The organism is Nesterenkonia sp. F, from assembly GCF_000220985.1.
Classification (GTDB): domain Bacteria; phylum Actinomycetota; class Actinomycetes; order Actinomycetales; family Micrococcaceae; genus Nesterenkonia.
Window position 1 is genome coordinate 23,176 of the sequence record NZ_AFRW01000076.1, and the last position, 12,263, is coordinate 35,438.

The window sequence follows — 12,263 nt, forward strand, 5'->3', positions numbered from 1 at the left end:
CGACGGCCTCCGGGCGACGCCCAGTCTACGGATCCCGTCGGGCGATCACCTGGACGTCGCCCCGGCGCCGACTGAGAACTCGGCCCTCCGGCGTGTCAGCCTGACCCTCCGCAGGACGGTGATGCCCCATAATGAGGGACTGTGACACGACCAGCCGCACTCCCCGCGTCCCGTCCCGCCCGCCCCGGAGGCCCGGAGACCGGAGCCCGCCCGCCGCGCGTCGGCGTGCTGGGCGACGGTCAGCTGGCCCGGATGATGGCTCCCGCCGCCGCCGAGCTCGACGTCGAGCTCCATCTGCTCGCCGGATCGGCGCAGGCTTCGGCGGCCCAGGTCATCGCCCGCACCACGATCGGCGACCACCGCAGCGTCGAGGACGTGCTGGCCTTCGCCGCCGCCGTCGACGTCATCACCTTCGACCACGAGCACGTGCCCGACGACGTGCTCGCCGCGCTGGCCGGCGCCTCAGTGCCGATGCACCCGGGCCCGCAGGCGCTCGTCCACGCCCAGGACAAGCTGAGCATGCGCCGCGCCGTCGAGCGTCTGGGCCTGCCGAATCCCCGCTGGGCCGCCGTCTCCGAGGTCGAGGAGCTCATCGCCTTCGGCGAGGAGGCCGGCTGGCCGGTGGTGCTGAAGACGCCGCGGGGCGGCTACGACGGCAAGGGGGTGCGGATCGTCGACGACGCCGCCTCCGCCGACGAGGCCGCCGACTGGTTCTCCCGCGCGGCGACGCAGGGCACGCCGCTGCTCGCCGAGGAGAAGGTCCCCTACTCCCGCGAGCTCTCCGCCCAGGTCGCCCGCTCGGCCTCCGGCGAAGTCCGCGTCTACCCGGTGGTCGAGTCGCTGCAGACCGACGGCGTCTGCGACGTGGTCACCGCTCCGGCCCCGGTCGCCCCCGGCGACCACGAGGGGACCGCGCGGCTGCGCGAGGCCGCCGAGATCGCCGCGACGCTGGCCGAGGAGCTCGACGTCACCGGCATGCTCGCCGTGGAGCTCTTCGAGATCGCCGACGGCGAGCGCGCCGGCGTCCACGTCAACGAGCTGGCCATGCGCCCGCACAACTCCGGACACTGGAGCATGGACGGCGCGGTCACCGGACAGTTCGAACAGCACCTGCGCGCCGTCCTGGGGCTGCCGCTCGGGGCGACCGATCCGATCGCCGGGCCGGGCTCGACGACGGTGATGAAGAACATCCTCGGCGGCTCCGCCGACGACCTGCACGCCGGGGCCGTCGAGGCCATGCGCGCCGCGCCGGCCGCCAAGATCCACCTCTACGGCAAGGAGCCGCGGCCGGGCCGCAAGGTCGGCCACGTCACCGTGGTGGACCCCGCCGGCGAGGCCGGCGCCGACGTCGCCGCGACCCGCCGGACCGCCGAGCAGACCGCCCGCCGCATCGCCGAAGGGACCGAGAGCCGATGACCGACGCCGCCCCGTCCGCCCCGACGCCCTCCGCCGCGCCCGAGACTCCGCAGGTCGGGCTCGTGATGGGCTCGAACTCCGACTGGCCGACGATGCGCGCCGCCGCCGAGACGCTCGACGAATTCGGCGTCAGCTTCGAGGCCGACGTCGTCTCCGCCCACCGGATGCCCCAGGAGATGCTCGACTACGGCCGCGGCGCCCATGAGCGCGGCCTGCAGGTGCTCATCGCCGGCGCCGGCGGCGCCGCGCATCTGCCGGGCATGCTGGCCGCGGTGACCCCGTTGCCGGTGATCGGCGTGCCGGTCGCGCTGAAGCACCTGGACGGCATGGACTCGCTGCTGTCCATCGTGCAGATGCCGGCCGGGGTGCCGGTGGCCACCGTCTCGGTGGGCGGAGCGCGCAACGCCGGCCTGCTGGCGGTGCGCACGCTGGCCGCAGGCGCCGGAGAGCAGGCCGCCGCGCTGCGCGAGCGGCTGCTGAGCTTCCAGCAGGAGCTGGCCTCCTCCGCCCATGCCAAGGGCGAGGCCCTGCGGGCCGAGGCCGCCGAGCTCCCCACGAACCGGAGCCCGCTGAGCTGATGGCCGGATCCAGCGTCTCCTACCACCGCTTCACCACTGAGCCGGAGGTCCTGCGCCGCCCGCGGGCCGGCTCCGAGACCGACCGGACGCGCCGCGCGATCCTGCTGCTCGTGCTGACGCTCTTCGTCCCCGGCGGCGCGCAGATCGCCGCCGGTGCGCGACGACTGGGACGGATCGCGCTGGCGGTGACCGTCGGCGTCTGGGCGACGCTGCTGCTGGGACTCGTGCTGTTCTTCACGCTGCGCCCGCTGCTGATCAACCTGCTCACCCGTCCCTTCATGCTGTGGACGGCCACAGCGGTGCTGGCGGTGCTGGCCGTCGGCTGGGCGGTGCTGTGGCTCGACACGCTGCGGCTCATCCGGCTGAGCTCGCTGGCCCCGGGCATGCGGCCGATCATCGGTGCGATCACCGTGGTGCTGCTGGTGCTGACCTCCGGCTCGCTGGGCTGGGCGGCGAACGCGGCGAACACCTCACGCCAGTCGCTCGGCGGGATCTTCAGCTCCGGCCCGTCCATCGACCCGGTCGACGGGCGCTACACCTTCCTGCTGATGGGCGGCGACGCCGGCGAGGGCCGCCAGGGCCTGCGGCCCGACTCGATCCATGTGGTCAGCGTCGACGCCGACACCGGCGAGTCGCTGATGGTCTCCATCCCGCGCAACTTCCAGAACGCGCAGTTCAGCGCGGACTCTCCCCTCTGGGACGTCTACCCGGACGGGTACTCCTGCGGCGACGAGTGCATCATCAACTCCCTCTACGTGGACGTGGTGCAGAACCATCAGGACCTCTACCCGGACGCGGACGACCCCGGCGCGGAGGCGATGATGGACGCCGCCTCCGGCATCCTGGATCTGGAGATCCAGGGCTACGCGATGGTCGACATGGGCGGCTTCACCGACCTCATCGACGCGATGGGCGGAGTGGAGATCGAATCCGGCGGCTGGGTCCCCTACCGCGGCAAGCGCCCCGACGGCACCTGGGGCGACACCTGGTTCGGCCCCGGGACCCACGAGCTCAGCGGCACCGAAGCCCTGGCCTATGCGCGCTCCCGGGACTTCACCTCCGACTACAGCCGCATCCAGCGCCAGCAGTGCATCCAGCAGGCGATGATCGACCAGTTCGACCCGCAGACGCTGGTCACCCGGTTCACCGAGATCATGCGGGCCGGCGAGCAGGTCGTCGAGACCGATCTGCCGCAGCGGCAGCTGGGCTCCTTCGTCTCGCTCGCCGCGAAGGCCAAGGAGCAGCAGCCCGAGCAGCTGGTGCTGGGCGCGCCGGACTTCGGCGACGCCGGCGACCAGTTCTCGACCTATCCGGACTTCGACGAGATCCACCGGCGCGTCGACGAGCTCCTCGCCGAGCAGGGCTCGGCCGAGGGCGACGGCGGGCTCTTCGGGCTCTCCGCCGACGGACCCTCCCCCTGGCAGCCCACGCTGGGCACCGTGGTCGCCGCCGCGTCCGAGGACGAGCCCTCCGGAGGGGCCGAGGTCCCCGGCGAGGAGGAGGGCGAGCTGCCCACCCAGCCCGACGGCTCGCCGCTGACGCGCGAGTATCTCATCGAGGCCCAGGACGCCGGACAGACCGCGATCCTCGAGCAGGCGGCCTCGACGAACTACGAGTGCACCCCGGTGGACTGAGCGGCCGGTCACTCCGGGCTGCGACGCGTCGGCGACGGGCCGATGACCGCGCGGTGACGTGGCGGCGACGCGACGGCGACGCGACGGCGGGGCTCCGACGTCGTCGGCCTGGGTCCCGGCGCGTCACGGGCGCGGCCGGACTCGCCGATGACCGCCGCTGGTATGCTTCGAGCGATGTTCCGGATGATCAATCCCGTGCAGGACTACGCCTGGGGGTCGACCTCGGCGCTGACGGAGCTCTTCGGCTGGCCGCCGACCGGGGAGCCCCGGGCGGAGGTCTGGATGGGCGCCCACCCCACGGCGCCCTCGCAGGTCGTCCTCGATGAGGGCGGCCCCGGCACGATGCGCCTGGACACGCTGCTCGCCGACCACCCGGAGCTGGTCGGCTCCGCCGGCGCCTCGGCGCGCGGCGCCGGTCTGCCCTTCCTGCTGAAGGTGCTGGCCGCCGCCCGACCGCTGTCCATCCAGACGCATCCCGACGCCGAGCGCGCCCGAGCGGGCTTCGAGGCCGAGGAGGCCGCCGGCATCGCCCGCACCGATCGGCGGCGATGCTATTCCGATCCCAGCCCCAAGCCCGAGCTGCTCGTCGCCCTCGACGAGTTCACCGCGCTGAGCGGCTTCCGGGACGCCGACGAGGCCGCCGAGGATCTCGAGGCCCTGGCTCGGCTGCTCCGCACCGACGCAGACAGCACCGACGACGCCGACGGCCGGAGCGCCGAGGCCGTCGGGTCGCTCGCCGATCTGCTCGCCGCCGAGGACCACCGCGGCGCGCTCGAGGAGATCCTGCGCGGCCGCCGGGAGGAGTTCGTCGCCGCCGCCGAGCGGATCAATCGCCGCTTCGCCCCCGAGACACCGACTCCGCGCGCCGACGGCCTCGGCCGCCCCGGCGGACTGGCCCCGTCGACCGCGGACACGCTGCGGCGGGTCACCGCAGCCTTCCCCGGGGATCCTGGACTGCTGGTGACCGTGCTGCTGCAGCGCGTCGACCTGCGCCCGGGCGAGGCCCTCTTCCTGCCGGCGGGCAACCTGCACGCCTACCTGCGCGGCGTCGGGGTGGAGGTCATGGCCAGCTCGGACAACGTGCTGCGCGGCGGGCTGACCGGCAAACATATCGACGTCGACGAGCTGCTCGCGGTCACCGAGGCCCGCCGCCTGCCCGTGCCGCACTGTCCGCCGACGACGCCGACGCCCGGCCGTCGCCGCTACGCGCCGGACTGCCGCGACTTCGCCCTCGAGCGCATCGAGCTGCCTGAGGCCGGCTCTCCTCTCCCGCTGGCCGACGACGGACCGGCGGTGCTGCTCTGCACCGCCGGGGAGCTGGTCGTCGAGCGCCTGGCCGAACAGGACCAGGACCGTCCCGCAGACGACGACGCCGAGGTGCCGCGCGGGGCTGACCGCCTGAGGCTGCGGCCCGGCGAATCGGCCTTCCTGCCGGCGACGGCGCGCCATCGGCTGGTCGGCGGAGCCTCCGGGCAGGCCTTCCTGGCCACGCGCGGCGCCGTCGCCGCCTGACGCCTCCGGATCCGGCCGTCGGATCAGGCGCGCCGGTCCTGCCGGTCTCCCGACTCGCGGTCGTCGATCCGGTCGCCGGCTTCGCTCCGGATCCCCGCGTCCCGGCCGGCGTCGCCCGTCGACGGCCGGCCCGAACGGGCATCAGCGCCGGGTATAGGCCTCCCACTTGCGTGCCTGGTGCTCGGCCTCGACCGTGCGCACGGTGCCGGACTTCGACCGCATGACGATCGACTGGGTGTGCACCGTGTCGCCGTGATAGCGCACGCCGCGCAGCAGGTCGCCGTCGGTGATGCCGGTGGCGGCGAAGTAGCAATTGTCCGAGGTGACCAGGTCCTCGGTGGTCAGCACCCGCTCGACGTCGTGCCCGGCGTCGGCGGCGGCCTGCCGCTCTGCGTCGTCGGTCGGGGCGAGCCGCCCCTGGATGACTCCGCCGACCGCACGGATCGCACAGGCGGTGACGATGCCCTCCGGCGTGCCCCCGGTCCCCATGAGCACGTCGACGTCGGAGCCCTCGCGGGCCGCGGCGATCCCGCCGGCGACGTCGCCGTCCATGATGAATCGGGTCCGGGCTCCGGCCTCGCGGATCTCCTCGACCAGTCCGGCATGGCGGGGCCTGTCGAGCACGCAGACGTTGAGCTGGTTGATGCGCTTGCCCTTGGCCTTGGCGATCAGGTGCAGGTTCTGCTTCACCGGCAGGCGCAGGTCGACCATCTCGGCGGCCTCCGGGCCGGTGACCAGCTTGTCCATGTAGAACACCGCCGAGGGGTCGAACATGGTCCCCCGCTCGGCGACGGCCAGAACGGCCAGGGCGTTGTTGTACCCCAGCGCGGTCAGCCGGGTGCCGTCGATCGGGTCGACCGCGACGTCGGCCTCCGGGCCGGATCCGCTGCCCACCCGCTCGCCGTTGAAGAGCATGGGGGCCTCGTCCTTCTCCCCCTCGCCGATGACCACGACGCCGTTGAGGTTCACCGTGCCCAGCAGGGCGCGCATCGCATCCACAGCGGCACCGTCGGCGCCGAGCTTGTCGCCGTGGCCGACCCAGGCACCGCCGGCGATGGCGGCGGCCTCGGTCACGCGGACCAGCTCGAGGGCGAGGTTGCGATCGGGCTCGGAGTCCCCGACGGCCAGCCGGGGCGAGAGGTGGGAGAAGTCGTGGGCCTCGCCGCCGGGCGGAGCCCCGACGGGGGATCCGCCGTCTCCGCCGGGCTCGCTGCTGGTCGCGCTGCTGGTCTCGGTCTCAAACACGTCGGACACGTCGTCGGGCCACCTGTTCATCTCGTGGGAGGGCGAGCTCGTCGCCCAGGGGCAGGCCAGCGTCGACGCCGCGACGGTCCCGCCTGGAGCCGAGCCGGCCCGGTCGCTCCCGCAGAGGTTCGCGGCGACGCCGCCGCACCTCGATCGTAGCCCTACGAGCTCCCGCGAGTCTCGACGACCCGGCGGATCCGGCGCCTGTGACATGTGACGAAGTGCTCACCATCCAGCTCTCCGCAGGTGAGACTCGGCGGAGGAGGCGCGGATCCACGGACCGCCAGCGAACGCTCAGGTGTCTTCCAGGCCGTGAGAGGTGAGATTGTTACCGTCCGAAGGATGAGTTCCCGTGACCATCGCCTGGACCGGGCCAAAGGCATCCTCATCGTGCTGGTCGTCCTCGGCCATCTCCTGACGCGCGCCTCCGGCTGGGACGCCGAGGCGCTGCGCGCCGTGCAGACGACCATCTACTCCTTCCACATGCCCGCCTTCGTCTTCCTGGCCGGCATCACCGCGAAGTCCACGCGTCTCGCCGAGCGGACGACGTTCTTCCTCGTGCTGCTGGTGACCGCCATCCCGGCGTACTACGGCTGGATGGCGCTGCTCGACCTCGACGTCGGCTTCGACGGCGTGACCCCGATCTGGCTCACCTGGTTCCTGATGGCCATGGTCTGGTGGATGCTCTCGGTCCCGCTCATCGAGCGGAATCCCCGGACGATGCTGACGGTCTCGCTCATCGTGGGCCTCGTCGGCGGGATCATCCCGAGCCTCGGCGACGAGTTCGCCGTCGCCCGGACGCTGACCTTCTGGCCCTTCTTCGTCGTCGGCAAGCTCTACGGAGCGCGCATCCTCTCCTGGGCCGGCGAGCGCGGCCTCGCCGGACGGGCGGCGCTGACCGGCGCCGCCGTCGTGCCCGTGGCGCTCTTCATCCTCGGCGACCTCGACCGGATGTGGCTCTTCGGCAGCCGCAGCATCGAGTGGTTCGACGTGGGCGTCGCCGAGGGGCTGGGCATGCGCGCCGCCGTCGCCCTGAGCGCGGCGCTGACCACGCTGGTGCTGCTGACCTGGACCGCCCGGCGCGACGACGTCGTGGCCACCGTCGGCCGCCGGTCGCTGGCGATCTACCTGCTCCACGGTTTCGCCGTCCGGCTGGTCGAGGACCCGCTGCACCTCGTCTCCGGGATGCTGCCGCCCCGGCGACGCTGGCGCTCTGCCTGGTGCTGGCGGCCGGCATCACCTGGCTCTTCGCGCTCTCGCCCGTCGACGCCGGCGTCCGGCACTACGGCCAGGGCGTCACCCGCGTCGTGCTGGCCCCGATGACCTGGCTCGACGGGCTGCGGCGCCCGGCGCCGACGGCGCGGGAGTCCGCCGTCCGCTGATCAGCCGGACCGGCGCCGCTCGCCCGGCAGGGACCGGCTCGACGTGCCCTTCCAGCTGCGCCAGGCCCAGACGGTCATCACGATCACCAGGGCCCAGGAGCACGCCGCCCACGCCCCGTGGGCGACGGTCGGATCGGCGATGACGGCGCCCACCGAGACCAGCGAGACCTGTCCCGGCAGCGTGGAGACCAGGCCGGCGACGAGGAACGTCCGCTGCGGGACTCCGAAGGCGCCGGCGCCGTAGTTCACCGGCCAGTAGGGCACTCCCGGCATCAGCCGCAGCACGCAGAGCCCGGCGAATCCCGCGTCCTCCAGGTGGCGCTCGACGGTCGCGGCGTGGACGCCCAGCAGGCGGCGCACTGTGCTCCGGCCGAGCGCCCGGGCCAGCCAGTAGGCGCCCCAGCTGCCCAGCAGCACGCCGACCACGGACAGCAGAGCGCCCTCGACCACCCCGAAGAGCAGGCCGCCGGTGATCGCCATGATCGTCACCGGGATCGGCGTCATCGCCACGAGCGCATAGAGCCCGGCGAAGGCGATCCATGCCACGCCGCCGAGGCCCTCCAGCCGGCCCTGGAGCTCGTCCACCGACGGCAGCCGGACGTTGACCGCGAGCCAGAGCATCACCAGCAGCAGGAGCACCAGCAGCACGTTGCGCGCATAGACGCCCCGCCGCAGCCCGGCGGCGGGGGTCGAGCGGGCGGCGCCACGGGCGTCGGCGGGATCCTGATCCACCCGCCCGATCCTACGCGGGAACAGGCCCGGGCCGCCGGGGACGTCCCCGGCGGCCCGGCGCCCGGCGCCCGACGCCCGACGCCCGACGGTGGAGGGACGCCCGACGTCGACTGGGAGTTCGCCGGGAATCCGAGCAGGCCGGACCACCGCCCGGACTCTGGAACAATGGGCCGGGTGAACGAGCGCGAACACGATGAGACGAGCGAGCCGGAGCCCGTCGGCCGGGACTCCGCCGAAGGGCCCGCCGGTGTGCAGGACGAGCAGCCGGTGAGGCCTCAGCTGACCCCGGCGCAGTCCCGGCGGCTCTCCCAGCCGATGGTCGGCATCCTGCTGTCGGTGCTGGTGACCGTCGGGGCCGTGGCCGTGCTGATGCTGATGAACCCCTCTCCCGACCCCGAGCCGTTCACTCCGGACGAGGACGTCGACGAGGCCGCCGGCCCGGTCGCCGACGTCGCCGGCTACGCCCCGCTGGTCCCGCAGGTCCCCGACGACTGGACGGCGAACTATGCCCGGTGGAAGGGCGGCGAGGAGGTGCCCCACTGGGAGGTCGGCTACACCACCTCGGAGACGGCCTTCGTCGGATTCGCCCAGACCGACGCGGCGAACCCCACATGGGTCGCCCAGGAGGTCGACCAGGCGCCGGAGGCCGGCACGATCACGCGGGAGGGCATGGAGCTGACCATCCGACGGGACGAGGACGCCGACCGCGAGCACTTCGTGCTGGACGCCGAGGAGAACGACGTCGACGGCACCACGGTGATCATCAGCGGCGACGCCGGCGACGCCGAGTTCGACGCGGCGCTGCGGGCGATCCTCGACGGCCTGGGCGAGAGTCCCGCCGCCGACGGCTCCCCCTCCGCCCCCTGACGAACCTGGGGACCCCGACGAGGCCCCGACGAACCCCACGATGAGGAGAGCGATGACCGAGACCGCCACGCACGCCCCCGCCCCCGCCGAGGCCTGGGAGGAGCTGAAGCAGGGCAATGCCCGCTTCGTCTCCGGCGAGGCCCGCCATCCGAATCAGGACGCCGCTCGGCGCGACCAGCTGACCGGAGGCCAGAGCCCGAAGGCCGTGGTCTTCGGATGCTCGGACTCGCGGCTGGCGGCCGAGATCATCTTCGACGTCGGACTCGGCGACATCTTCGTGGTGCGCACCGCCGGCCAGGTCATCGACGACGCGGTGCTCGGCTCGCTGGAGTACAGCGTCGACGTGCTCGAGGTGCCGCTGATCGTGGTGCTCGGCCACGACTCCTGCGGGGCGGTCACAGCCGCGATCGACTCCACCGAGGCGGCGACGACGCCGAACGGCTTCGTGCGCAGCCTGGTCGAGCGGATCACCCCCTCGGTCCTCTCCGCGCGCCGGAAGGGCATCACCGACGTCGACGGCACCGTCGAGGAGCACATCACCCAGACCGCCGCCCGGCTCACCGAGCATTCGCGGTCGCTGCACGAGGCCGTCGACGCCGGCCGGACCGCGGTGGTCGGGGTGACCTACCGGCTGGCCGAGGGCCGCGCCGACGTCGTCTCCTCCATCGGCGACGTCGAGAGCTGAACGGCCCCGAGCACGGGACCGGTGCGGCGGCACGGTCGGCCCGACGCCGCCGCACCGCCCCGCCGCATCGCTCCGGCGCCGGGCCGACCGTGCAACACCGTCCGCCGCGACGGCCGGGCTCATAGAATGGCGGCATGACTGAGAACTCAGCTGCTGAGACCGAATACCGCATCGAGCACGACACCATGGGCGAGGTGAAGGTGCCCGCCCAGGCGCTCTACCGGGCCCAGACCCAGCGGGCCGTGCAGAACTTCCCGATCTCCGGCCGCACGCTGGAGCGCGCCCACATCGAGGCGCTCGCTCGGGTGAAGAAGGCCGCCGCCCGGGCGAACCGTCAGCTGGGCGTGCTCGACGCCGCGCGCGCCGAGGCCATCGCCGACGCCGCCGACCGCGTGGCCTCGGGCGAGCTGGACGAGCACTTTCCCGTCGACGTGTTCCAGACCGGCTCCGGCACGTCGTCGAACATGAACACCAACGAGGTGCTGGCCACGCTGGCCAACCGCGCGCTGGCCGAGCAGGGGGCGGACGAGGAGGTCCACCCCAACGACCACGTCAACGCTTCGCAGTCCTCCAACGACGTCTTCCCGACCTCGGTCCACGTGGCCGCCACCTCGGCGCTGCTCAACGACCTCAAGCCGGCTCTGACGCACCTGGCCGAGGCGCTGGAGGCCAAGGCGAGCGAGTTCTCCGAGGTCGTGAAGTCCGGCCGGACCCACCTGATGGACGCCACGCCGGTGACCCTGGGCCAGGAGTTCGCCGGCTACGCCGCCCAGGTGCGCTACGGCATCGAGCGCATCGAGGCCGCGCTGCCGCGCGTCGCCGAGGTCCCGCTGGGCGGCACCGCCGTGGGCACCGGCATCAACACCCCGGCCGGCTTCGCCGAGACCGCCATCCGGGAGCTCGCCGAGGAGAGCGGCCTGCCGCTGACCGAGGCCCGCGACCACTTCGAGGCCCAGGCCAACCGGGACGGGCTCGTCGAGGCCTCCGGACAGCTGCGTACCATCGCCTACTCGCTGATGAAGATCAACAACGACCTGCGCTGGATGGGCTCGGGCCCGAACACCGGCCTGGGCGAGATCGCCCTGCCGGATCTGCAGCCGGGCTCGTCGATCATGCCCGGCAAGGTCAACCCGGTCATCTGCGAGTCGGCCATCCAGGTCTGCGCGCAGGTCATCGGCAACGACACCACCGTCTCGCTGTCGTCGACCAACGGCGCCTTCGAGCTCAACGTCGGCATCCCGGTGATGGCGGCGAATCTGCTCGAGTCCATCCGGCTGCTGACGAACACCGGCCACGTGATGGCCGACAAGATGATCTCCGGGATCACCGCGAACACCGACCGCACCAGCTTCCTGGCCGGCGCCTCGCCGTCGGTGGTCACCCCGCTGAACAAGCTCATCGGCTACGAGGCGGCCGCCGAGATCGCCAAGCACGCGGTGAAGAACAAGGTCACCGTGCGCGAGGCCGTCGTCGAGCTCGGCTATCTGGAGCGCGGCGAGCTGACCGAGCAGCAGCTCGACGAGGCCCTGGACGTCATGTCGATGACGCAGCCGGGCTGAGTCGCGCCCGCCCCGTGCGCCGCCGCGGGCCGGTCCGCCATGGTGCGGGCCGGCCCGCGGCACGTGCAGGCGGCGTGTTGTCGGGCCGAGGGCGGCGCGTCAGTCGTGCTGCGCGGCCGGCTGGCCCGCGGCCTCCGTGCGCGACGTGCCCGGCTCGGTGAACTGCGCCGGCGCGCCGGCGTCGAGCGCCCAGCCGATGACCATGCGCTGGTCCTCGGCGAGCGACTCCGGCAGCGCGGTGACCGGGAACCAGCCGACGTCGACCGACTCGTCGTCGTTGACCCGCGGCTCGCCGCCGAGCGCCTCCATCTCGAACACCGTGTCCAGGTATCGACACCGGTCCCCGTTGCCGTACACGACCGGCCCGTGGGCGAAGACCCCGGCCACCCGCACCGGGCAGGCCGTCAGCGCCGTCTCCTCCTGAACCTCCCGGACAGCCCCGTCGCGGGGTCCTCCCCCGGCTCGAGGATCCCCGAGGTCACCGTCCAGGCTCCGTCGTCGCTGCGCCGGACCAGCAGCACCTCCGGCGAGGGCAGCACGCGCCCGTCCGTCCGGCGACGGACCACCACCCCGCGGACGGCGGGTATCCAGAGCTCGGCGGTGCCGACATGGCGGCGCAGGTCACGGATGAAATCGGGATGGGCACGGGCTCC

Annotated in this window: 11 protein-coding genes and 1 pseudogene; 8 read left to right on the forward strand and 4 right to left on the reverse strand. The window is 73.2% G+C overall.

All coding sequences use genetic code 11. The features are described from left to right. Window positions 1–252: 252 nt before the first annotated feature. The 4 genes from GU5_RS0106040 to manA all read left to right on the forward strand — a co-directional run bounded on the left by GU5_RS0106040 (window position 253) and on the right by manA (window position 5,140). Window positions 253–1,416 (forward strand): 5-(carboxyamino)imidazole ribonucleotide synthase, encoded by a 1,164-nt coding sequence (locus GU5_RS0106040; RefSeq protein WP_050806610.1) that lies wholly within the window; start codon window positions 253–255, stop codon window positions 1,414–1,416. Beyond that, a complete protein-coding gene (purE, locus tag GU5_RS0106045; protein ID WP_010524682.1) occupies window positions 1,413–1,994 on the forward strand; it encodes a 5-(carboxyamino)imidazole ribonucleotide mutase in 582 nt (193 codons plus the stop codon). Before GU5_RS0106040 ends, purE begins: the two co-directional genes overlap by 4 nt. Then, the gene (locus GU5_RS0106050) at window positions 1,994–3,628 is read left to right on the forward strand and encodes an LCP family protein (RefSeq protein WP_010524683.1); all 1,635 of its coding nucleotides are present in this window, start codon (window positions 1,994–1,996) and stop codon (window positions 3,626–3,628) included. Before purE ends, GU5_RS0106050 begins: the two co-directional genes overlap by 1 nt. A 174-nt stretch (window positions 3,629–3,802) precedes the next feature. Continuing rightward, window positions 3,803–5,140 carry a mannose-6-phosphate isomerase, class I gene (gene manA, locus GU5_RS0106055; protein ID WP_029514063.1) on the forward strand — a complete coding sequence of 446 codons (1,338 nt, stop codon included), beginning with the start codon at window positions 3,803–3,805 and terminating at the stop codon, window positions 5,138–5,140. Between the two features lie 141 nt (window positions 5,141–5,281). Here the strand turns inward: manA and glpX are convergent, their stop codons facing one another. After that, on the reverse strand, window positions 5,282–6,415 hold the full coding sequence (gene glpX, locus GU5_RS0106060; RefSeq protein WP_010524685.1) for a class II fructose-bisphosphatase: 1,134 nt from the start codon (window positions 6,413–6,415) through the stop codon (window positions 5,282–5,284). Window positions 6,416–6,727: 312 nt separating this feature from the next. On the opposite strand from glpX, the gene GU5_RS0106065 reads away from it, so the two are divergent. Continuing rightward, window positions 6,728–7,708, forward strand: coding sequence for an acyltransferase family protein (locus GU5_RS0106065; protein ID WP_010524686.1), 981 nt, complete (start codon window positions 6,728–6,730; stop codon window positions 7,706–7,708). A 59-nt stretch (window positions 7,709–7,767) separates the two neighbouring features. Here the strand turns inward: GU5_RS0106065 and GU5_RS0106070 are convergent, their stop codons facing one another. Then, window positions 7,768–8,499 (reverse strand): TVP38/TMEM64 family protein, encoded by a 732-nt coding sequence (locus GU5_RS0106070; protein ID WP_010524687.1) that lies wholly within the window; start codon window positions 8,497–8,499, stop codon window positions 7,768–7,770. 174 nt (window positions 8,500–8,673) lie between these two features. On the opposite strand from GU5_RS0106070, the gene GU5_RS14295 reads away from it, so the two are divergent. From GU5_RS14295 to GU5_RS0106085, 3 genes are all read left to right on the forward strand, one after another. Further along, window positions 8,674–9,366 (forward strand): DUF4245 domain-containing protein, encoded by a 693-nt coding sequence (locus GU5_RS14295; RefSeq protein WP_158217717.1) that lies wholly within the window; start codon window positions 8,674–8,676, stop codon window positions 9,364–9,366. 52 nt (window positions 9,367–9,418) lie between these two features. Then, window positions 9,419–10,051 (forward strand): carbonic anhydrase, encoded by a 633-nt coding sequence (locus GU5_RS0106080; protein WP_010524689.1) that lies wholly within the window; start codon window positions 9,419–9,421, stop codon window positions 10,049–10,051. Between the two features lie 134 nt (window positions 10,052–10,185). Then, window positions 10,186–11,610 (forward strand): class II fumarate hydratase, encoded by a 1,425-nt coding sequence (locus tag GU5_RS0106085; RefSeq protein WP_010524690.1) that lies wholly within the window; start codon window positions 10,186–10,188, stop codon window positions 11,608–11,610. Between the two features lie 99 nt (window positions 11,611–11,709). On the opposite strand, the gene GU5_RS17570 is transcribed toward GU5_RS0106085, so the two are convergent. Continuing rightward, on the reverse strand, window positions 11,710–12,099 hold the full coding sequence (locus GU5_RS17570) for an NUDIX domain-containing protein (protein ID WP_369750458.1): 390 nt from the start codon (window positions 12,097–12,099) through the stop codon (window positions 11,710–11,712). After that, a pseudogene (locus GU5_RS17575) lies at window positions 12,015–12,263 on the reverse strand (hypothetical protein); the annotation flags it as partial. The pseudogene GU5_RS17575 and the gene GU5_RS17570, both read right to left, overlap by 85 nt.